The following is a 22,462-nucleotide window of genomic DNA, read 5'->3' as shown; positions in this document are numbered from 1 at the left end:
CCACCATGGAGACTCACCGTTCGGCCAGTTGGGCGACGGGGCCCAGATTCCCACCCAGAACCGCCGTGACCCTCGACGCCCCCCCCGCCATCACCCCCGTCCTGCGTGCCGCGCGCCTCGCGCCCATGCTCCGCGGCTTCTTCGAGAACCGTCGCGGCCGGTCCCTGTACCACGCCCTGCACGGCGAACATCCCGATCCCGCCGAGGTCTGGATCTTCTGTCCCGCGCTGCTGGAGGAAGCCACGTTCGCGCTGCGCCCCACCGTGCAGCTCGCGGAGGCCTTCGCCCGCGACGGCGCCACCGTCCTCCGCTTCGACTACGAAGGGCAGGGCGAAAGCGAAGGCGACGCCCGCCGGCTCGGCCTCGCCGACTGGACCGACGACGTGGTGTCCGCCATCGAATGGGTCCGCCGGCGTTTCGGGCCGGAGGTTCGCATCAACCTGCTGGCGCAGCGGGCCGGCGCCCTGGTCGCGGCCGAGGCCGCGCTGCGCGGGCCGCTGCCTGTGCACCGGCTGCTGCTGCTCGCCCCGGTGCTCGACGGGGCGAAACACTTCGACGAATGCCTGCGGGCTCACCTGACCACCCAGCTCGCCTGTTTCAACAAGGTCAGCGAGCCGCGGGCCGTGTTGAAGGAGCAGTTGCAGCGCGGGCAGTTCGTCAGCGTGCTGGGGCACGACGTCGGCCAGGCACTGGCGTCGTCGCTGTCGGGCGCGCGGCTGCGGCCGCTGCTGGCCGACTTCCGGGGCGAGACGGACGTGATCCACCTCGCGCGCACCGCGGGCCGCGACGTGTCGGCGGCGCTCGCCGACCTGCACGGCCTGCCTCGGGTGCACCTGCATGCGGGCCCGCCGGTCACGTTCTGGGACCAGGCGGGGCGATACTGGGAACTCACGGCCGACCTGTCTGCGCTGGTGCTGCAGGTGGCCGGCCGCGATGCGGGCCGGCAGGGGGAGGGCGCATGATCTCCGAGCGTCCCGTCGAGATCACGGGCTCCGACCGGCTCGTTCGCCGCGGCATGCTGGGCCTGCCCACGGGCCCGGCCGACACCGCGGTGCTGTTCCTGCCGTCCGGGCTCAAGTACCGGGCGGGCTCGCACCGGCTCAACGTGCGGTTCGCGCGGCGCCTGAACGACCTGGGCTACGCCACCCTGCGCTTCGACCCGGCCGGCCTGGGTGAAAGCGACGGCCACCTCTCGGCCGCGCGTGCCGAGGACATCGCCGGCCAGATCGAGGCGGGCCTCTACATCGGTGACATCCGCCTCGCGGTGGACGCCCTGCGCGAGCAGTCGGGCGCCCGCCACGTCGTGGTGGCCGGCCTGTGCGGCGGCGCCATCAGCGCGGTGCTGGCCGCGGGCGCGGCCACCGATGCGGTGCAGGGTGTGATCTCCATGGGGCTGCCCGTGGTGCCGTTCCTGCCGGTCGAATCGGGGGCCGTGCCGCAGGCGCGGGTGGCCCGCCGGCGCGTGGGCAACTACGTGCGCAAGCTGATCTCCACCGAGGCGTGGGGCCGCGTGTTGCGCGGCGAAAGCGACTTCCGCGGCATCGGGCGCAACCTCCGCGGTGCTTTTGCACACAATCGCGCCGTGGTCCCGAGCCCCCAATCGTTCCTTCCCGACGAAAATCCCCGTTTCATCGGCAGCTTCCGCACCCTCGAAGCGGCGCGGATTCCCCACCTCATGATCTTCGGTTCATCGGACAATCGCTGGATCGAGTTCGAAAGCACCTTCCTCGCCCGGGAGCTGTCCGGCTCGATGGCCGGAGGCAGCTATGCCATCGAACTGGTGCCGCATGGCAGTCATGAATTCCACTTCGAATCGTCCAAGGTCCAGGCGGGCGAACTGCTCGAGCACTGGATGAACACCCGTTTTCCCCTGATGGCCCCGATGACACGCACCCAGGAGGCGTCGCATGACGCCCAGTAAGAACGCCGCGGCCCTGCCCGGGGCCCTCGAGACGGTCGCCGCCGCGGACGCCCGCGGCCCGTCCCGCCGCATCCTGCTGGTGGTCGACAGCGTCTATCCCGCGATGGGCGGCGCCGAGCGCCAGGTCGAACTGCTCGCCAAGGCCTTCCGCGAACGCGGCCACCAGGTGCACATCGTGTGCCCGCTGCTGCGCCCGGACGACCTGCCGTTCGAGATCGTCGACGGCACGCCGGTCGAGCGCCTGCGCTACCCGCACATCAAGAAGTTCGGCTCGCTGCTGCTGTGCGCCAGCTTTGCCGTGTGGCTGCTGCGGCACCGGCGCTCGTTCGATGCCATGCACATCCACACGGTCCACATCCTCGCCGCGGTGGCGGGCATGGTGCGGCCGCTGCTGGCCATGCCCATCGCCATCAAGGTGACCGGCGCCTGGGAATTCGAAGGCGGCCTGCTCGACCCCACCATCCAGCGCAAGCCCTTCATCCGGGCGCTGAACTGGGGCGTCAAGCGCGTCGATTACGTGCAGTGCATCAGCGAGTTCACCCGCGACATGGTGCGCCAGGCGGGGTACCCCGACCGCATGCTCAAGATGATCCCGAACGCGGTCGACACCGACCGGTTCCGCCGTTCCAGCGACCCGGTGTCCGACGTGCCCTGCGTGGTGTACGTGGGCCGGCTGCGCACGGTCAAGGGCGTGTACGTGCTGCTCGACGCGTGGGCCGAGGTCGTGCGCGAGGTGCCGGCGCGCCTGCTGATCGCGGGCGACGGCCCCGAGGGCGACGCCATGCTGGCCCGCGTGGCCGAACTGGGCATCGCCGACAGCATCGAGTTCCTCGGCGCCGTCGACGACGTGCCGGCGGTGCACGCCCGCGGCTGCATCTACGCGCAGCCGTCGTTCCAGGAAGGCATGCCCAACTCGGTGCTCGAGGCCATGGCCTCGGGCCTGCCGGTGGTCGCCACCCAGATCAGCGGCAACGTCGACCTGGTCTTCGACGACGACAACGGCCTGCTGGTGCCGTCGGGTGATGCCCCCGCGTTCGCCCGCGCCCTGGTTGCGCTGCTGAAGGACCCCGAACGCGCCCGCCGCATGGGCCTGCGCTCCCGCGCCCGGGTCACCGAGCGCTACGGCCTCGACGCCGTCATCGGCGAGCTGATCGCCATCTACGACGAAGGCCGCGTCGCGGCCTGACACCTCGGCGGGCTCGTCCGGGCCCGCCCAGGCCTCCTCCCGGTCTGACCGCGGGGAGCGCCTCAGGGTGACGTAAATCGTCCCGATTTCGTCCTCACAACCCCCTGATTGAAGGCCAGTTGCGTTTGTTTGTAACGAATGCAGCCGTTCCAGGCCCCCTTCATGCAGCCCTTGCATGACGTTCCCATGACGGTGGTCGAACTTTCCGATCGTCCGATCAACCGGGGATTCCCCCCGCAATTCCATGCTCCGCGTGCATAGGTCGCGATTACCGGGCTGATTCGGCCTCAATCCCGCCGGAAGTGGCCCCTCGGGGCCGTGATTTCGGGAAACACATCTGTATCCAACTTCCGGAGAGCCCCCGGCAACCTCCCACATCTCGACACATGACGTTCAGAGGCCGCCCGCAGAATCCGCGGCACAGAGTCGAAGTGGCACGTACTGCGCTGAAGCTCTTGGAGAACTTTACCGGCCCGCCGGCAGTGCTCCCAAGGGTCCTCCAGACCACGCCCGCTACTTAGGCCCCCCGGTTTACCGGACGTTCAACGATCGAGTGTTATGAAAATCCTGCGTTACCTGACCCCTGTGGTGCTTTCAGCGCTGCTGGCCGCTTGCGGCGGCGGCGGTGGAGGCGATGCGGTCGAAACTGCCCCTCCGGCGGGTTCGACTTCTCAACTGACCGTGCAGCGCTCCAGCGCCGATGGCACGGTCACCTCGTCTCCCGCCGGCATCGACTGCGGCACCGACTGCAGCGAAGGCTACGTGGTCGGGACCCAGGTCACGCTGACGGCAGTTCCCAAGACCGGCTTCGATTTCAGCGGCTGGACCACCACCGGTGACAACTCGGTCGTCTGCACGGGCACCGCGCCCTGCCAGGTCACCGTGGGCAACGCCGCCACCGTGCAGGCCGTCTTCAGCGCGAAGGCCGCGGCCAAGTACCCGCTGCAACTCGCCGTCGTCGCCCCCACCGGCACGGCCGCCGGGCTCTCGGTCGGTCGCGTGACCACCGCCGACACCACGGTCAGCTGTGCCTCGGGTGCCACCGACACCTGCGTGGCCACGTACGCGTCCGGCGTCTCGGTCACCCTGAAGGCCGAACCCGCCACCGGCTACAAGTTCGATCGCTGGAGCGTCAGCGACGTGACCTGCCCGGCCACCGACACCTGCACCGTGCCGATGACGGCCTCCCGCAGCGTCGCCGCCGTGTTCAGCAAGCTGCCGGTCGCGAAGCAACTGCTGTCGGTCTCGCTGTCGTCCGCGGGTGCCGGCGCCATCGCCAGCATCAACGCCAACGGCATCGTGTGCCCGGGCGACTGCTCCGAATCGTATGACCAGGGTTCGCTGATCCGCCTCGGCGCCACCCCCGCCCCGAACTATGTGTTCACGGGCTGGGAAGGCGCCTGCACGGGCACCGGCGCCTGCGAGGTGACCCTCGACGCCGCCAAGTCGGTCGTCGCGAAGTTCGCCGCCGCGCCCGCCAGCACCATCGCGCTGAACACCGTCGTCACCGGCGGCGGCAAGGGCACCATCACGTCGTCGCCGGCCGGCATCAGCTGCGGCACCGACTGCACGGAGTCCTACGCGTCCGGCACCAGCGTCACGCTGACCGCCACGCCCGCGGCAGGCAACACCTTCACCGGCTGGACCGGCATGTCGTGCTCGGGCACCACGCCCACCTGCACGGTGTCGCTCACGTCGAACCTGACGGCCGCCGCGCAGTTCGCGCCCATCGTCAAGTCCCTGAACGTCTCGAAGACCGGCTATGGCACCGTCACGTCGGCCCCCGTGGGCATCGACTGCGGCGCCACCTGCACCACCAAGCTCAACGTCGGCACCAGCGTCACGCTGACCGCCGTGCCCGCCGCCGGCTACCGCTTCACCGGCTGGAACGGCGCCTGCACCGGCACCGCCGCCTGCACGGTCAATGTGGCCAACGACACCGCCGTCGGCGCCACCTTCGAGGTGATCCCGCCCGAGACCATCACCGTCGCCGTCACCCGCGCGGGCGCCGGCACCGGCACTGTCACGTCGACCCCGGCCGGCATCAACTGCGGCACCGCCTGCTCGTCCACCGTGACCAAGGGCACCTCGGTGCGCCTGGTCGCCGCGGCCGCCACGGGCAGCACGTTCGCCGGCTGGACCGGCGCCTGCACGGGCACCGGCGAATGCGTCGTGCCGGGCACGGCCAACGCCAGCGTCCAGGCCACGTTCAACGCCAACGAAACCACGTCGGGCGCCACCGCCTACTACGTGACCGTGAACCGCACCGGTTCCGGCACCGTCACCACGGAACCGGCGGGTGTCAACTGCGGCACCAACTGCCGCAACATGTTCCCGGCCAACAAGCCGCTGACGCTGAAGGCGGTCGCCGCCACCGGCTACACCTTCACGGGCTGGTCCGGCAGCTGCACCGGCACGAACCCCACCTGCTCCACCACCACGTCGGCCGCGGTGACCACGAACGCGGTGTTCACGGCCACGGCCGTCACGCCCACGAACTACACGCTGACCGTGACCAAGTCCGGCTCGGGCACCGTGACCTCCAGCGGCGGCACCATCAACTGCGGCTCGGCCTGCACCACGACCGTCGCCTCCGGCACGAACGCCATCCTGACGGCCACCCCGGCCGCCGGCTACACCTTCACCGGCTGGTCCGGCGCCTGCTCGGGCACGGGCACCTGCTCGACCATCATGAGCACCGACCGCGCCGTCACGGCCAACTTCGTCGTGACCACGCCGACCAACTACACCCTGTCCGTCACCAAGTCCGGTTCGGGCACCGTGTCGTCCACCTCGGGTTCCATCTCGTGCGGCGCCACCTGCTCGGCCACGGTCGTCGCCGGCACCGCCGTCACGCTGAACGCCACCCCGGCGTCGGGCTACACCTTCAGCGGCTGGTCGGGCGCCTGCTCGGGCACCGGCGCGTGCGCCGTCACGGTCAACGCCGCGGCGTCCGTGTCCGCCACGTTCACCGCTGTTCCCGTCACGCCCACCACGGCGGCCCTGACGGTCACCCGCGGCGGCTCCGGTTCCGTCGTCTCGTCGCCGGCCGGCATTTCCTGCGGCTCGACCTGCTCGGCCTCGTTCAACACCGGCACCACCGTGGCCCTGACCGCCACGCCTGATGCGGGCTACACCTTCAACGGCTGGTCCGGCGCCTGCTCGGGCACGGGTTCGTGCTCGGTCTCGCTGTCGGCCGCCGCGTCGGTCACCGCCAACTTCGCCGCCGTCCAGGCCGGCAATGGCAACTACGTGTCGCTGAGCACGGTGGCCGGCCCGGCCGCCACCGGTGTGCCGCTGCGCACCGGCGTGCCGTTCCCGGTCGGTGCCCTCACGGACATCGCCCGCCTGCGCCTCGAAACCGAAGCCGGCGCCGAAGTGCCCGCGCAGTTCACCGCGCTCGCCTACTGGCCTGACGGTTCCATCAAGGTCGCGCTGGCCCACATGGTCGGCAACCTGGGCTCCGCCACGAACTACCGCGTCGCCTACGGCTCCGGCGTCAGCCGTGCGGCCCTCCCGCGCAACGTGCAGATCACCGGCACGCCGGGCAGCGAGATCACGGTCGACACCGGCCTCGTGAAGTTCGCCGTCGACGGCAAGGGCATCATCCAGAAGGTCTGGCGCGATGCCAACGCCAACGGCGCGTTCGACACCACCGAACAAGTGATCGACTCCGGCGAGATCTTCATGGTCAACGCCAAGGACAACGCCGAGTACACCGCGTCGGCGGCCACGAACGCCGTGGTCACCATCGAGGAAAACGGCCCGATGCGCGCCGTGATCAAGGCCACGGGCTCGCTCACCAACAGCTCTGGCACCCGCCTGATCAAGTACCTGGTGCGCTACTACGCCAACCAGGGCTCGGACAAGGTCGACATCGAAACGTCCGTCATCGACGACTCGCTCGAAGCGAACGTCGAGGTCGTGGCCTCCACGTTCCCCATCGCCGGCAAGTCGCTCGGCATGCGCTGGACGTACGTGGCCGACACGGCCGCCGCCTACCGCTTCGGCGGCGAGAACGGCGCGGCCTACGGCGGCACGGTGAGCGGCGAGCACTACCTCGCGCAGTCGGGCAAGTTCAACTACGTCAACGGCGAAGACAAGGGCCACACCTTCAGCTACGCCGGCGTCGGCACCGGCACGAAGGCGCCGGGCTGGGTCGCCCTCGACTCCGGCAACCGCCACGTCGCACTGATGGTCCGTGACTTCTGGCAGCAGTTCCCGAACGAGCTGAAGATCAACGGCAAGACGCTGACCGCCGAACTGTTCCCGGCCCGTTCCGTGGGCGCCACCGCGCAGACCAGCGCGCCGGCCCCGACCAACGACGACTACATCCGCGCCAACACGCTGTACTTCACCCGCAACGGCGGTGCGAAGACCTACCAGCTTCGCCTGGCCTTCGATGCGGTCACCCCGCAGACCACGGCCCTGGTGAACCTGAACGACAGCTTCCAGCGCCATGTGCTGAACCTGATCGCCACCCCGGCCTGGTACGCCAGCTCGGGCGTGTTCGGTGACCTGAACACGGGCGCCTCGGCGGCCGGCACCACGGGCTACAACGCCATGCTGATGAAGGACATCTACGAAGCCAGCGTCGAGAAGACCGACGGCAACGCCACGATGTTCGGCTGGCGCGACTACGGCGACCGCCTGCGCGCGGGCTGGAACGTCGTGAACGGCGTGCGTGTCCCGAGCTTCTACAACGACACCCACGTCGGCGCGAACAACTTCTTCACGCAGTTCCTGCGCACGGGTGACCAGCGCTGGTACGGCATCGCCGAGATCGCCACGAACCACTTCCGCGACATCGACGTGTCGCACGGCCCGCGCGCCGGCTACTGGTCCACCGGTGGCCAACCGCAACCGGCTGGTGAAGTGCTCGCCATGTCGCACGAAAGCATCGACCACCAGGTCCGCAACCTGCACTGGGGCCACTCGCATGTCAGCGGCATGAGCGACAGCTACCTGCTGACGGGCGACAAGCGTTCGTACGACGTGCTCTCCGAAATCGCCGGCTGGTGGAAGTTCGTGTCCCCGTACTTCTTCAAGCGTCCGTTCGTGATGGGTGACAAGTACCGTGAAGCCGAGCGCGACTACGGCTGGCCGCTGTACGTGATGAACGAATGGGTCCGTGTGAGCGGCGACGCCACGTACCACAAGGAAGTGGCCGGCGGTCTCGTCGACTACCTGAACCAGTGGTTCCGCACGCCGGCCGACCACATCGGCTACAACCCGGCCAACGGCACGATCTCGAACACGGTGATCAACCGCAACGACGCCGCCGCCGGCACGGGCTACTGGACGATGACGAAGATGGACAACAACATGGGCTACAACGCCACGGGCACGAACCCGTGGATGGCCGGTGCGTTCGTCGGCAACCTCATCAAGTTCTACGAAGCCGACCAGTTGTTCACCGCCGCGGGCAAGGGCTCGGGCCTGAACCGCACGCAGATCGTCGACATGATGTTCCAGGGCATGGACTACATCGTGAAGTACGGCTACGACGACACGAAGCAGTGGTTCGTGTACTCGGAAGTCACCCGCACGTACAGCGGTGGCGACACGCACATCATCTACCCGCTGGCCTACCTCGACCGCCTCTACAAGCAAGAGAAGGCCGCCGGCCGCCTGGTGAACAGCAGCTGGTACACCACGCAGCCGAAGTGGAGCACCATCGCCACCCGCCGCTACGACGAGCTGAACAACCTGAAGGTGGGTGCCAGCACCCAGTCCTTCGGCTTCTATGGCTACGAAATGGTCTACCCGGCCGACTACTTCAAGGTGATGCAGGACACCCTGGGCCGTTGATCGGCACCTTCGTGACCTGAATGGAAACACCGGCGGAAACGCCGGTGTTTTTTTTCGTCCGTGCAGGCCGGACATCCCCTGTCCTGACGGGGCGAGACCCCGGTCCGGGTGCCCCGGAACAGGGGGGCTGCGGGGAGCGCGGGAAGGGGGTGCCGATGCTAAAGTGCGCGCCTCTCACCGCTCCAGGCTCCGCTCCGCATGCAGCAACTCGCCGACAAACCCCATGTGGTCCACGTGATCGACCGGCTGCCGCCGGACGGCGCCGAGCGCCTCATCGTCGACGTGCTGCAGAACCGCTCCGACCGCTTCCGCTTCTCGGTGCTGTGCATCGTGGCCGGCGGCGAGATGGTCGACGAGCTGCGCGCCATCGGCGTGCCGGTGACCATCCTGAACCGCAAGCCCGGGCTCGACTTCGGCACGCTGCCGGCGCTGGTGCGCTGGTACCGCGAGCAGAAGGTGGCGGTCGTGCACACGCACCTCTATGCCGCCGACAGCTACGGCCGCGTGGCCGCGGTGCTGGCAGGCGTTCGTGGCCGCTTCTCCACGCGGCACAACACCAGCGCGTGGGGAAGCCGCGGCCGTCGCTGGCTCGCCTGGGGCCTCGGCCGCCTCAGCCAGCGCGTGATCGCATGCGGCGAGGCCGTGGGCAAGTTCCTCGTCGATGTCGAGCGGCTGCCGCCCGACCGCGTGACCGTGATCGCCAACGGCATCAACCTGCGCCGCTTCGACGCGGTCGACCGCACCGCGCTGCGCCGCGAGCTGGGTGTGGGCGAGAACACCGTGTTGATGGGGGTCGTGGGCCGGCTGCACCCGCAGAAGGGCCATGCGGACCTGATGGTCGCGCTCGAGGCGCTGAACCGCACCCATCCCGATTTCGTGTGCGTGCTCGCCGGTTCCGGCGACCTGAAGGACACCATCGAGGCCGACGCGAAGGCGCGCGGCCTCGAAGGCAAGGTGCGCCTGCTGGGCCAGCGCAAGGACATCCCGAACGTGCTCGCCGGCCTCGATCTCTTCGTGATGCCGTCGCTGTGGGAAGGCCTGCCGATGGCCATGCTCGAAGCCATGGCGCTCGCCACGCCGGTGCTGGCCACGTCGGTGGGCAGCATCCCGAGCGTGATCGACTCCGGCGAGGACGGCGTGCTCGTGCCCCCGGGCGATCCCGCTGCGCTCACGACGGCCCTGCAGCGCCTGATGGCCGATGGCGACTGGCGCCGCCAGCTCGGCCGGAAGGGGCGTGACACCGTGGTGGCGCACTTCAATGCAGCGAACACCGCGAGCGCCTATGAAAGTCTCTACCTCGAGGCCCTCGCGTGAGCATTCCGTCACGCCGCGCCGACCCCACGACCCAGGGATTGGCGCGTTCCATGAACTACGGGATTATCCGTACGCCAGGGGTGAGGCCATGAGCACGGCCTCCTGCTGTTCCAACCCCGATGAACAGTCGCGGCCACGTCGGCCCGCCCGACTCTGACCCACACCGTGTTGATCGGTGAACGACGGGGATCCCGCGCTCACCATGACGACCCACCTCTTGTTGAAAAGCTAACGAAACCATGACCACCATCGCGATCGTCGGACTCGGCTATGTCGGCCTCCCCCTGGCCGTTGAATTCGGCAAGAAGTACAAGACCATCGGCTTCGACCTGTCGGCGCCCAAGATCGAAGCGTACAAGCGCCACGTCGACCCCACCGGCGAGGTGAGCACGGAGAACCTGAAGGCGTCGACGCAGCTGTACCCCACGACGGACCCCACCGCGCTGCGCGAGGCCGACTTCATCATCGTCGCCGTGCCCACGCCGGTCGACGACGCGCACAACCCCGACTTCACGCCGCTGGTCGGCTCCAGCACGTCGGTGGGCCGCAACCTGAAGCCCGGTGCCATCGTGGTGTTCGAATCCACCGTGTACCCCGGCGCCACCGAAGAGGTCTGCATTCCCATCATCGAGAAGGAATCGGGCCTCAAGTGGAAGAAGGACTTCTTCGTCGGCTACTCGCCCGAGCGCATCAACCCGGGTGACAAGCTGCACACGCTGACCACCATCACGAAGGTCGTCTCCGGCGACACCCCCGAGACCCTCGAGCGCGTCGCCGAGGTCTACGGCAGCGTCATCACCGCCGGGGTCTACAAGGCCGCCAGCATCAAGGTGGCCGAAGCCGCCAAGGTGATCGAGAACACCCAGCGCGACCTGAACATCGCCCTCGTCAACGAACTCTCGCTGATCTTCCACCGCATCGGCATCGACACCCTCGACGTGCTCGAGGCCGCCGGCACCAAGTGGAACTTCCTGCCGTTCCGTCCGGGCCTGGTCGGCGGCCACTGCATCGGCGTGGACCCGTACTACCTGACCCACAAGGCCGAGCGCATGGGCTACCACCCGCAGGTCATCCTCGCGGGCCGCCGCATCAACGACGGCATGGGCAAGTACGTCGCCGAGCAGACCATCAAGAACCTGATCCAGTCGGGCTTCCAGGTCAAGGGCGCGCACGTCGCCGTGCTGGGCCTCACCTTCAAGGAAGACTGCCCGGACCTGCGCAACTCGAAGGTCATCGACGTGATCCGCGAACTCGAGACCTACGGCGTCACCGTGCACGTGCACGACCCGGTGGCCGCGGCCGAGGAAGCCAAGCACGAGTACGGCGTGAACCTCGTCTCGTGGGAACACCTGCCGCGCTGCAACGCCATCGTGGCCGCCGTGTCGCACAAGGAACTCAAGGCCCACAGCGTCGACGCCTACGTCGAGAAGCTGGCCCCGGGCGGCCTGTACGTCGACGTGAAGGCGCAAGCCGACCAGGCTGCGTTCAAGGCCCGCGGCATCAACGTCTGGCGCCTGTGATGAGCGACGCGTTCGACGACATCCTCGCGAAGGTCGAGGCCAACCCGCGCCGCTGGCTCGTCACCGGCAGCGCCGGCTTCATCGGCTCGCACCTGCTCGAGAACCTGCTGCGCGCGGGCCAGCAGGTCACGAGCCTCGACAACTTCGCCACCGGCCACCAGCACAACCTCGACCAGGTGCGCGAAGCCGTCGGTGAAGCCGCGTGGGCCCGCCACCGCTTCATCCAGGGCGACATCGCCGATGCCGAAACGGCCCGCCAGGCCTGCGAGGGCATCGACGTGGTGCTGCACCAGGCCGCGCTCGGCTCGGTGCCGCGTTCCATCAAGGACCCGCTCACCACGCACCGCGCCAACGCCACCGGCTTCCTGAACATGCTCACGGGCGCAAAGGATGCGGGCGTGAAGCGTTTCGTCTACGCGGCCTCCAGCTCCACGTACGGCGATTCGCCCACGCTGCCGAAGGTCGAGGACGTGATCGGCAAGCCGCTGTCGCCGTACGCCGTCACCAAGTACCTGAACGAGCTGTACGCCGACGTGTTCGGCCGCACCTACGGCCTCTCGTCCATCGGCCTGCGCTACTTCAACGTGTTCGGCCCCCGCCAGGATCCCAACGGGGCCTACGCCGCCGTGATCCCGAAGTGGGTCGCCGCCATGCTGAACGGCACGCAGTGCCTCATCAACGGCGACGGTGAAACCTCGCGCGACTTCTGCTTCATCCGCAACGTCGTGCAGGCCAACCTGCGGGCCGGCATCACCGACAACCCGGATGCGTCGAACCAGGTCTACAACGTGGCCGTGGGCGATCGCACCACGCTGAACCAGCTGCACGCCGCCATCGCCGCCGCCCTGGCCACCGAACGGCCCGACCTGAAGGTCGAAGCCCCGAAGTACCAGGACTTCCGCGCCGGTGACGTGCGCCACTCGCTGGCCGACGTCAGCAAGGCCTCGAAGCTGCTGGGCTACGCGCCCACGCACGACGTGGGTGCAGGCCTGAAGCAGGCCGTGGCCTGGTACGTGCAGGATGCGGTGAAGCGCGGCTGAACCCGGCGCGCGCCCACATGATCCGGCCTCGGCCGGATCACATCCGGGCCGTTCTCCGGGCCACCGCCTCTTCGAGCATCTCCAGCCGGTCCTGCCCCCAGAACAGCTCGCCCTCGAACACGTACGACGGCGAGCCGAACACCCCGGCGGCCACGGCCTCGTCCGTGTAGCGGCGGTACAGCGCCTCGATGTCGGGCGCCTGCGCCGCGGCGAGCAGTTCGCGGCCGTCCAGGCCCAGGCTCTCGCACACGTCCAGCAGCGTCCGTTCGTCGGAGATGTCCTGGTCGTCGCACCACTCCGCGTGCAGGATGGCCCGGTACAGCCGGGCGACCGGTTGTCCCGCCCGGTCGGCGGCGATGACGACACGCGAGGCCAGGTCCGCGTTCGGGCACATGTGCGCGGGCAACGGGTTCACGTGCAGGCCCAGCTTGCGGCACCACCGCTTCAGTTCGGTGATGCGATAGGCCTGCCGTTCGGGCGCACGCCGGCCCAGCAGCACGCCTCCCGTGCGGGCGTAGACGTCCGGCAGGTCCACCGGACGGTGCCGGATCGACAGGCCATGGCGGGCGGCCAGGGCTTCCAGCCGGTCCGCGCCCAGGTAGGCCCAGTCGGAGTTCATCCAGAAGTAGTGGTCGAGGTGGCGGGTGCTCACTGGAGTACCTTCGCCCTGTCGGGCTGCGGTGCGAGCACCTTCGGGCGGCCGGGCGGTGCTCATGAACGGACCTCGCGGCGCGTGGCGACGGGCAGGGCGAACCGGGCCGGGCCGTGCATGAACATCGTGCTCACCACGGCAACGACACCCAGCGCGCTCAGGTACCAGACGATGTACCGGGGTTCGCCGCCGCCGTAGGCCAGCAGCGACGTCGCCACGATCGGGGCCAGACCGCCGCCGATGGCGCCGGACACCTGCACCGCGATCGAGATGCCGCTGTACCGCACCTCCGGCGGGAACTGCGCGGAGAACAGGCCGCCCTCGGGGCCGTACAGGGCCGCGTAGACGACCCCGACGGCAACGGCCAGCGCCAGGCCGATGGTGCCGGGGTTCATCGTCTGCAGCATCGCGAAGAAGGACGGCGCGAAGGCCACGATGCCGATGGAACCGGCCATGAACACCCACTTGAACCCGATGCGATCCCCGAGCATGCCGAAGAGCGGCATCGTGAACAGCGCCACCAGCGCGCCCCACACCGTGGCGTCGAGCATCACGGTGCGTGCGATGCCCAGGGTGCCGGTGGTGTAGGCCATGGCGAAAGTGACCACCGTGTAGAACCAGGAGACTTCGGCGAGGCGAGCCCCGACGACGACGAGCACCTCCCGCGGATAGCGCCGGAGCACCACCATCGCGGGCATCTCCACCTTGTCGCCCTTGTGCTGCATGCGTTCGAAGTCGGGCGACTCGGCCACCTTGGCCCGGATGAACCAGCCCACCAGCAGCAGGACCACGCTCGCGAGGAAGGGAATGCGCCAGCCCCACGTCAGCATGTCCTGCTCGGGCAGCGCGGCCACGGCGCCCATCGCGAGCGACGAGAGGATCAGGCCCGGCGCGACACCGGCCTGCGGCAGGCTCCCGAAGAAGCCCTTCTTGCCCTCGGGCGCGTGTTCGACGGCCATCAGCACGGCGCCGCCCCATTCGCCTCCGACGGCCACGCCCTGCGCGAACCGGAGCACCACGAGCAGCACCGCCGCCCAGTAGCCGATCGAATCGTAGGACGGGATCAGCCCGATCAGGATCGTCGGGATGCCCATCAGGAACAGCGTGATGAGCAGCATCGACTTGCGTCCCACGCGGTCGCCGAAATGGCCGAAGACGATGCCGCCCAGCGGGCGTGCGAAGAAGCCGACGGAGTACGTGGCGAAGGCGGCGAGGGTGCCGGTCAGCGGATCGAACGCGGGAAAGAAGATCTTGTTGAAGATCAGCGCGGCGGCCGTGCCGTAGAGGAAAAAGTCGTACCACTCGATGGTGGTGCCCATCATGCTGGCGAGGCCGGCGGTGATGTAGTGCCGGCGCGAGCGGGTTGTCACGGGAGTGTTCATGGGTCTTCCTTGGCGATGACGGTGGAGCGCTGGATCAGTCGATCGCCGCGGGCGCGATGCCCCGGGTCTGGCGAGCCCAGTAGTTGAAGGTGGCCTTCACGATGGAAGGCTTGAGCAGGTAGTCGTGGGCTTCCGCGGCCAGCGTGTCGTCGACCGGGGTCAGCGGGCCGAAGGCCTGGGCGCGCACCTGCAGCCGTGCGGCGCGCTCCAGGTAGACCGAGAGGTACGTGGCCTCCTCGCAGCTGGAGCCGGCCGTCAGGTAGCCGTGGTGCGCGAGGATGATCGCGCGTTTGCGTCCCAGGGCCTCCGAGATGATCACGCCCTCGTGGTCGGCGATGGGCACGCCGGGCCACTCGCCGAGGAACGCGCAATCGTCGTGCAGCGGGGTCATGTCCATCTGGGCGATGACCAGCGGCTGGCGTGCGGCGGCGAGTGTCGTCGCCCAGGGCGAGTGCGTGTGGATGATGGAGTGGACGTCGGGGCGTGCGTCGTAGACCCACAGGTGGAAGCGGGTGGCCGGGTTCGCCATGCCCTCACCGGAGAGCACGTTCAGGTCGCGGTCCACCTCGATGAAGTCCTCCGGCCCGGCCTCGTCGAAACCCAGGCCGAATCGGAGCGTCCAGTAGGCCCCGGGCCGTTCCGACCTCACGCTGATCTGGCCCGCCAGTCCGGCTTCCTGCCCCGTCATCGCGAGGATGCGGCACGCGTAGGCCATGGTCTCGCGGTGGCCTCGCTGGACGATGCGCAGGTGCTTCGACATGTCCTGCGTCGCGCGTTGATCGAAGTAGCTCTTGTCTCGCAATGGGGTGCTCATCTGCTGCCTTTCGCACGTTCGCGGCAGACCGTCGGCCGCGATGGCCCATTGTGTTGACGCACGTCAAGAAGCTCTACGCGCTGGCGGTCATAGCAGCTATTCCCCGCAGTCAGGCCCCATCTTCCCGGCGATCTCGCGGGCGCATTCGAGGAACTGCTTCAGCAGCGGAGAAGCGGGACGGTCCCTGTGGTGGATGGCCACCACGCGGCGGCGCAGCGGGGGCGCTGCGATCGGCACCTTCTTCAGGTTGTATTCGAGGAGCAGCTTGTCGGGGATGCGGCACGGCAGGATGCAGTTGCCCACGTCCATGGACACCAGCTTCAGCATCGCGTCGATGGTTTCCGCCTCGGCGACGCAGGTCGGGTGGATGCCGGCACTGTGGATCATGCGGCGCAGTGCGTAGTGGGGCGGGAACCCGATCAGCCGCGGCGTGCCGCCGGTCAGGTCGACGGGCTCGTGCCGGGACGCGGCGCGGCCCACGATCAGGCACATGACGTCGTCGAACAGCGGGATCGACGTCACCTCGCCGGAGTCGACGGCCGAGTCGTAGACGAAGCCGACGTCGGCCTTGCCTCCCTCGACGAGCGCGACCACGTCGGGCGAGCTGCGTCCGAGCAGCGAGAGGTTCGCTGCCGGCAGGCGGCTGACGAACGTCGCGACCACGTCCGCCGTGAAGTAGTAGCTGAGCGTGTGGACCGTGGCGAGCTTGATCGAGCCCTGCGAAGGGTTGTGCTGCCGTGCGCTGTCGAGGGCGCGGTCGATCTCCCGGTACGCCGGCCGCAGCGACTCGTACAGGCGCTGGCCCACCTCGGTCAGCTGGACACCGCGCCCGGTGCGGCTGAACAGGGACTGGCCGAGTTGCGCTTCGAGCGACGAGAGCTGCTTGCTGATGCCCGACTGCGTCTGTTCCAGGTCTTCCGCGGCCTTCGACAACGAGCCGAGTTCCGCGATGCACAGGAAGTACCGAAGCTGCCGATCCAAACTTTCCAGAGCCATACTGCTTTCGCGCCGCGCTGGACCAGCGCCGCCTTGATCGTAGAGCCGACCCGGCGCGTGGCCCATTGGGGATTGTCACAGCGGCGGGTGTCGTGGCCCGTGTCAGCAGGGATCGTGCCAATGAGCGGGCAGGGCGGCCCTCAAGCCCGTTCGGTCCGCGGCTCCTGCAGCGCCTCGCCCCGGATGGCGCGGCCGATCAGCGGCCACACGGCCTGGTGCGACTGCCGGAACCAGTCGAGGTGGCCCAGGGTCTTCAGCCCGTGCGAGTGCGGAAACACCTGCAGCACCTGGTTCGGTGCGGCGGGCAGTGTGCGCACCAGGTCGGCCACCGTGGCCGGTGTGGCGATGTCGTCGTCCGCGGCGTGCAGCAGGGTCAGGGGTGTGCGGACTTCGGCATGGAAATCCGCCGCCGGACGCTCGCGCACCGCGTTCGTCGCATAACCCCCGGCGGCGCACCACTGCCCCCATTGACGCCCCACCTCCGACGGCAGGTTTTCACCCAGCCCCAGCGCCGACGTGGGGGCGTAGCCCTTCAGTCGGATGCCGAGCGGCACCAGCCACCGCAGGCCCAGGTGCGCCTTCAGCGCGAACGCGAGCCGCATGCCCTTGAACCAGCCCGTGGAGGCCGCCACGCCCACCAGGCGGGCGATCCGCCGGTGGTTGGGCAGCAGGCCGATCATCTGGCCGCCGGCGCTGTGGCCGACCAGCACCACCTCCGCGGCACCGGTGCGTGCCGCCAGCCATTCCAGCGCGGCCACCTGATCGAGCTGGGCCCACTCCGCCAGGGTGGCGCGGCAATCCCGCAGCGACCCCTGGAGCGAGAGGCCGATGCCCCGGTAGTCGAACACCAGCACGTCGTGCCCCTGGGCGGCCAGCCACCGCGCGAAGCGCAGGTAGAAGTGCTGCTTCACGCCCGTCGCCGGGGAGATCAGCACGGGCAGGCCGCCGCGTGTGCCGAACGCCTGCAGGAAATGGCCGCGCAGGCGCTGCCCGTCCTCGCAGGGAATCTCGACGACTTCGGCCTCCTGGCCGGTGCTAGGGTTCGACGTGGTCATGGGGCGGCTCGGGGAGTGGGGCGGGGGACGGAAGGCCGAGCCGCTGGACGTGTTCCAGCCAGCGGGCCACGGTCTGCAATTCGGCTTCGCTGAAGCCCTCGGTCAATTGCCCGTTGATGCGGGCCAGCGCCTCGCGCAGCGCGGGCAGTTGCGCACGGCCGGCCGGCTGGAGCCAGGCGCGCTGCGTGCGGGCGTCGTGGGCGGAGGCCTGGCGCCGGACCCATCCGAGCGCTTCCATCCGCTGCGCGAGGCCCGACACGGCCGATGGCACCAGGTCCAGGGCCTTCGCCAGTTCACCCATCGTGGCGCCGTCGTTCTCCAGCAGCACGAACAGCACGCCCGCCTGGGCGGGCGATGGGGCGTTGCCGGCGAGCGAGGCCACACGCGCCTGTTCGGCCGCCACCCACGACTGCAGGCGGCGTTGCGCGCTGTTGATCAGGTGGAACCAGCGGGGGCGGGCAGTCATCCGGGGGCCTTTGCAATTATTTCGCATGCGAAGTATATGCTGCATCTGCGATTCGTCGACGTCGGCGCTGCGGGCCCGGGATGTCCCGTCGCTGCGCCGGCGGGTCGGCGTAGAGTGTTCCGGTCGTCCGCTTCGGGGATCCCGCATGACCCGGCACCTTCACGTCTCATGGGGCGCATGCGCCGCTGCCGTGCTGTCGGCCGCCTGCATCACCACCCCGCTTCCCGGTGTGCCCGTCCAGGAGGTGGACCCGGCGGCCGTGCGAGGCTGTACCTGGACCACCGACCTGGAGGTGACCGCGATGCGCGACAGCGGCTCGCCGGCGGCGGACCTGCAGCGCGTGAAGGAGCTGCTGCTCTCCCAGGCGCGCGAGCGCGGCGCCACGCACCTCGTGGTGACCGAACGGGATCTGCGGTTCGCGCTGGCGCTGGCACGCGGTTCGGCGTACCGCTGCGGCTGAACGGGCCGGCTCAGGTGGTCTTGCCCGGGCCCGAACCCTCGAAGTAGGGCCGCTCCGTCACCAGCAGCAGCCGCCGGGCCCCCTCCCGCCACGCGGCCGGTGCCTGGGCGCCCCAGGCCACCACCGCGAGGCTGTAGGCATGTCCGCGCAGCGCGGGCGGCACTCCGTCCAGATGCTGTTCCGCCGATGCCGCGGGCTGGTGTGCCTCCACGGCCAGCACGAACCGCCGCATCGCATCGGCGTGCCGGTCCGAGGCCGCGACCATCATCGATTCATGCGCGGACCAGTCGCGCCGGTCGCGCAGCGCGAGGCCGAGGGTGGGCCAGACGGTGTTCTCGTCCAGGCCCCGCTCCGCGCCGAGCGCGCGCGCGCGGGCGAGGATGGCAGCGTCGGCCCCGTCCGAGGCGGCCACCAGCCGCAGCATGCGGTCCGTGGCCTCGGGCCACGGGCGCACCTGGCCGAGCGCGTCGGCGAAGCGCCCGTGGGCGAGGGCGGCGTAGGCCGCGGGCACGCCGTCGCCGGTCACGCGGCCCGTCTCCATCTGGAGTTGCTCCTTCAACAGCGGGTTGCCCGCCGTCAGGCGATCGAACGCGGGCCCGCGGGTGTGGCCCAGCAACCGCTGGATGCGCACCATCTCCAGGCCCACGTGCGTCCGGAAGGCCGGGATGCCGGTGCGGGCGACCTCGAGGATCTCGAGCGCCTCGGTCCAGCGGGCGCGGGAGGCCGCGTCGTTGCCGGCGGCGTACGCGAACCACGGGTGTTTCGGATGGGCCTGCTGGCCCTCGGCTTGGCGGCGGTCCCGTTCGACCTCGCTGTCGAGGCAGCGGGACAGCAGGTACTGCCAGTCGACGCTGTCCGGGCGGCTGGCGGCGCGGGCCCGGTGGGCCTCGCACACGGCCGGACGCTGTTCCGGCAGTGCCGAATCCAGTTCGGCCCGCCGCAACATCACGTCGTCGGGCGTTTCGGCGATCCGTCCGGCCAGCACCTGCTCGCGGGCCGGCGATGCGAGCGCCGCCGACAGCCACAGGACGCCGGCTTCCGAGTCGAGCCGGTCCCAGCGCGCATGAGCGGTGAGCACGCGAGTGCGTTCGCGGTCGTCGGGCAACTGGGCCAGTTGCCTCCGCGGCGACACGTCGGTCATGCTGGACAGCACGCGGCGTGAGCCGCCGTCCCCCTTGGTGCTGATCTGCCGGGGGGCGTCCTCGAACAGCAGGTCGGCCCCGGTGGTGAGCCAGCGCGGCGCACCCAGCGGCCGGTCGGGCACCGGCGCGGTGTTGCCGTAGACCGCGGTCCACTCGACCAGCGACCCGGCCCCGGCGACGTTGTAGACGAACTGGCCGAAGCGGGCGTGGGTGTCCGCGTCGAAGTGCTCGATCTCGCGGCCGTCGGTGGTGGTCGTGGTGATGCGCACGGCGTCGGCGCTGCCGATGGTCTGGCCCATGTGCCCGAAGGCCGGCACGGTGACCTCCGGCGCATCGCCCACGCGCACGTTCACCGGCCGCGACAGCCCGTTGTAGATCATCAGCGATCCCGTGCCCACCGAAAACCCGAAGCCCAGCACCGCGGCCACGATGCCGCCGGCCACCGCGAGCCGCGCGCCGCCGGCCACGACCCCATCGGCCGTCTGGAAGCGGCCCCAGGCCCCGAGGCGCGTCTGGCGCGGCCGCTCCTGGCCCGGCACCAGCAGCGGGTAGGCCGCGGGCAGTTTCGACGGCGCCGGCGCCGCGTCCGGCCGGGTGCCCGCGCGCACGTGGCCCGCGAGTTCGGCCTCGGTCTGCAGCAACTGCTCGAGCGCGTGCACGCGCACCGCGCCGCACAGGTGCGCGACGTGGTCCACCCAGCTGTCGACCACCTTGAGCCAGTCGTTGATGTTTTCCCTGACGGGCTGGCCGAGGTCGCAGGTCCCGAGCATGTCGGTCCAGGCGGTGGCCTTCAGCCGGCCGAGCAGCGACGCGTCCAGGGACACGGCCGAGGCGCCGTCGTGCACCTGGTGCAGGGCCCGCCACAACGCCTCGCTGGCGGCGATCACACGCGCGACGCCGGCCTTGCTGACGCGCCGGGTGGCCGTGACGATGGCGACGGAGTTGCCGAGCACACCCTGCAGGTCGCGCAGGTGCGCCTCGGTGTGTTCGGCGTGGTGCAGCGCTGCCAGCAGGCCGTCGAGGTACTCCGGCCAGCCGTCGCCGAAGGTGACGGCGGCGGCGCGGTGCAGGCTGCGGCAGCGGCGGTCGTGGGCCTGCAGGCGCTTGTTGGCATCGGCCAGTTCGTACTCGACCTCGCCGATGGCCGCCGTCAGCCGTGCGCGCTTGATCGTGCGGCCGCGGTGGCGGATCACGCCGCCCGAGGCCTTCAGCGTGCCGCTCTGCACGGCGTTCAGCTGCTCGAGCTCACGCTCCAGGCTGCGCAGCCGCTCCATGTCGGCCGCGAGCGAGGCCGGGTACAGCGAGTCGAAGGCAAGGGCGGAGGGTTGCGGGGCGGGTTCGTGCAGCTCGGGCAGCGTCGCGGCCCAGCGCACGGCGGAACGCCCGAAGTACACGCCGCGGTAGCGGCGGTTCAGGTGCTCGCGGTCGAACTGGCGGTCGAGTGTCGCGAACGCGTCGGCGTCCTCGGGCATCTCGCCGTCACCCAGCAGCCGCGCCGTCACGTCCTCGCGCAGCGTCTGCGTGCCGGTGAACAGCTCCCACGCGCTGCGGTTGTCCACGGGCGCGGCCACGTAGTGCCGCTTGGCGTTGGCCTCGCGCTCGTGGTTCAGCGGGTGGGTCAGCCACATCCGCGGCGGCTGGGCGAGGTCGGCCTTGAAGACACGGTGGGTCTTCGGGTCGGCGCCAGCCGGGGGCACCTGGCCGTAGGTGCTGTCGTTCAGCAGCCGGCCCATGTGGCCCACGAGGTGGGTCTGCACCGCGAAGAGGTCGCGCACGCGGCGGCCCTGCTGCTTCTCGCCGAACGTGAAGTTGACGGCGCGGGACCACGCGTCGTCCGCGGCCTGCAGGCGATGCAGCGCATGGATCAGCGCGTCGCTGCCCGTGAGCGACACGGCCACGAGGTCCGCGTTCATCTCCATCTCGCGCGACAGCGCGCGCTGCATCAGCAGCACGAGCTGGAAGGCCGAGTCCACGAGCGACCGGATCGACCACACGATGAGGTTCAGCAGCCAGCCCACCCACGCGAGGCGGATGTCGAAGCGGGACAGTGCGGCAAGGAAGTCGTCGAGCTTGTCGCGCCGGGCCACGAGGTGGCCGGCGATCTGCTGCGCCACGTACACCCAGCGGCCGACCGCCATCGAACGCTGCGCGAAATGCCCGAACTCGTGGGCGAGCACCGCGCGCAGCTCGCCGAGCGTGAGGGCGTTGACGAGGCCGAGCCCGATCTCGAGGTTCTTGCGCGACGGGAACACGAGGTTCAGCAGCGACAGGTCGTAGAACACCGCGGCGTTCACGCGGGCCGACAGGAACACGCGGTGCGGCCGCGGCGCGCCCGCACGGTCGGCCAGCTTGTGCAGGAAGGCGAACAGCTCGGGCTGGTCGGCCGGGGTCACCTCGAGGCCGTCGTCGCCTTCACCGTGCCGCACGAAAAACAGCGCCTTCAGCATGAACACCGCGAGGAAGGCCGAGCCGAGGCCCACGATCCATCCGATCCAGGCACCCTTGCCCCCCGCGTCGGCGCCCAGCGTGAGCCGCCAGGCCGTCCACACGAACCAGGCGGCGAGCGCCAGGTACAGCACGACGAAGGCGGCGAGGCCGGCCATCGCCGCCCAGGCCCTCAGGTGGTAGGCCCGCGTGGGACGGGCCAGCTCGGACAGGGGCACGCGCGGACGCGCGCGGGGCGGGGTGCTCACGGGTTCTCTC

15 protein-coding genes are annotated in these 22,462 nt (G+C 69.8%); 8 read left to right on the top strand and 7 right to left on the bottom strand.

Annotated features, from left to right (window positions below):
- Nucleotides 1–65: 65 nt before the first annotated feature.
- The 7 genes from A4W93_RS21360 to A4W93_RS21330 all read left to right on the top strand — a co-directional run bounded on the left by A4W93_RS21360 (nucleotide 66) and on the right by A4W93_RS21330 (nucleotide 12,792).
- On the top strand, nucleotides 66–962 hold the full coding sequence (locus tag A4W93_RS21360; RefSeq protein ID WP_169726576.1) for an alpha/beta fold hydrolase: 897 nt from the start codon (nucleotides 66–68) through the stop codon (nucleotides 960–962).
- Complete coding sequence (locus tag A4W93_RS21355) at nucleotides 959–1,921, top strand: alpha/beta fold hydrolase (RefSeq protein ID WP_085752523.1); 963 nt, start codon at nucleotides 959–961, stop codon at nucleotides 1,919–1,921. The genes A4W93_RS21360 and A4W93_RS21355 overlap by 4 nt, the downstream gene beginning before the upstream one ends.
- Nucleotides 1,908–3,107, top strand: coding sequence for a glycosyltransferase family 4 protein (locus A4W93_RS21350; RefSeq protein WP_085752522.1), 1,200 nt, complete (start codon nucleotides 1,908–1,910; stop codon nucleotides 3,105–3,107). Before A4W93_RS21355 ends, A4W93_RS21350 begins: the two co-directional genes overlap by 14 nt.
- A gap of 558 nt (nucleotides 3,108–3,665) precedes the next feature.
- Entirely contained in the window at nucleotides 3,666–8,918 is a 5,253-nt protein-coding gene (locus tag A4W93_RS29815; protein WP_157131726.1) for an InlB B-repeat-containing protein, read from the top strand.
- 198 nt (nucleotides 8,919–9,116) lie between these two features.
- Nucleotides 9,117–10,232: a glycosyltransferase gene (locus tag A4W93_RS21340; RefSeq protein ID WP_085752521.1), complete on the top strand. Its 1,116-nt coding sequence runs from the start codon at nucleotides 9,117–9,119 to the stop codon at nucleotides 10,230–10,232.
- A gap of 239 nt (nucleotides 10,233–10,471) precedes the next feature.
- Nucleotides 10,472–11,752 (top strand): nucleotide sugar dehydrogenase, encoded by a 1,281-nt coding sequence (locus A4W93_RS21335; protein WP_085752520.1) that lies wholly within the window; start codon nucleotides 10,472–10,474, stop codon nucleotides 11,750–11,752.
- Nucleotides 11,752–12,792 carry an SDR family oxidoreductase gene (locus tag A4W93_RS21330; protein ID WP_085752519.1) on the top strand — a complete coding sequence of 347 codons (1,041 nt, stop codon included), beginning with the start codon at nucleotides 11,752–11,754 and terminating at the stop codon, nucleotides 12,790–12,792. Before A4W93_RS21335 ends, A4W93_RS21330 begins: the two co-directional genes overlap by 1 nt.
- A 37-nt stretch (nucleotides 12,793–12,829) precedes the next feature.
- On the opposite strand, the gene A4W93_RS21325 is transcribed toward A4W93_RS21330, so the two are convergent.
- From A4W93_RS21325 to A4W93_RS21300, 6 genes are all read right to left on the bottom strand, one after another.
- Nucleotides 12,830–13,444, bottom strand: coding sequence for a 2-hydroxychromene-2-carboxylate isomerase (locus tag A4W93_RS21325; protein WP_257790064.1), 615 nt, complete (start codon nucleotides 13,442–13,444; stop codon nucleotides 12,830–12,832).
- Nucleotides 13,445–13,503: 59 nt separating this feature from the next.
- Nucleotides 13,504–14,826 carry an MFS transporter gene (locus tag A4W93_RS21320; RefSeq protein ID WP_085752517.1) on the bottom strand — a complete coding sequence of 441 codons (1,323 nt, stop codon included), beginning with the start codon at nucleotides 14,824–14,826 and terminating at the stop codon, nucleotides 13,504–13,506.
- A gap of 34 nt (nucleotides 14,827–14,860) precedes the next feature.
- The gene (locus A4W93_RS21315) at nucleotides 14,861–15,640 is read right to left on the bottom strand and encodes an aldolase (protein ID WP_085752516.1); all 780 of its coding nucleotides are present in this window, start codon (nucleotides 15,638–15,640) and stop codon (nucleotides 14,861–14,863) included.
- A gap of 96 nt (nucleotides 15,641–15,736) precedes the next feature.
- Nucleotides 15,737–16,630, bottom strand: coding sequence for a LysR family transcriptional regulator (locus tag A4W93_RS21310; protein ID WP_085754272.1), 894 nt, complete (start codon nucleotides 16,628–16,630; stop codon nucleotides 15,737–15,739).
- A 146-nt stretch (nucleotides 16,631–16,776) separates the two neighbouring features.
- Nucleotides 16,777–17,691 (bottom strand): alpha/beta hydrolase family protein, encoded by a 915-nt coding sequence (locus A4W93_RS21305; protein ID WP_085752515.1) that lies wholly within the window; start codon nucleotides 17,689–17,691, stop codon nucleotides 16,777–16,779.
- Nucleotides 17,672–18,157, bottom strand: a complete 486-nt coding sequence (locus tag A4W93_RS21300) for a MarR family winged helix-turn-helix transcriptional regulator (protein WP_099959956.1) — start codon at nucleotides 18,155–18,157, stop codon at nucleotides 17,672–17,674. Before A4W93_RS21300 ends, A4W93_RS21305 begins: the two co-directional genes overlap by 20 nt.
- Nucleotides 18,158–18,302: 145 nt before the next feature.
- On the opposite strand from A4W93_RS21300, the gene A4W93_RS21295 reads away from it, so the two are divergent.
- Nucleotides 18,303–18,617: a hypothetical protein gene (locus A4W93_RS21295; RefSeq protein ID WP_157131725.1), complete on the top strand. Its 315-nt coding sequence runs from the start codon at nucleotides 18,303–18,305 to the stop codon at nucleotides 18,615–18,617.
- 10 nt (nucleotides 18,618–18,627) lie between these two features.
- Here the strand turns inward: A4W93_RS21295 and A4W93_RS30675 are convergent, their stop codons facing one another.
- Complete coding sequence (locus A4W93_RS30675; protein WP_218919157.1) at nucleotides 18,628–22,452, bottom strand: M48 family metallopeptidase; 3,825 nt, start codon at nucleotides 22,450–22,452, stop codon at nucleotides 18,628–18,630.
- Between the last annotated feature and the right edge of the window lie 10 nt (nucleotides 22,453–22,462).

It is taken from the genome of Piscinibacter gummiphilus (assembly GCF_002116905.1).
In the GTDB taxonomy this organism is placed as follows: domain Bacteria; phylum Pseudomonadota; class Gammaproteobacteria; order Burkholderiales; family Burkholderiaceae_C; genus Rhizobacter; species Rhizobacter gummiphilus.
This window is presented reverse-complemented; position numbering and strand designations above follow the sequence as displayed.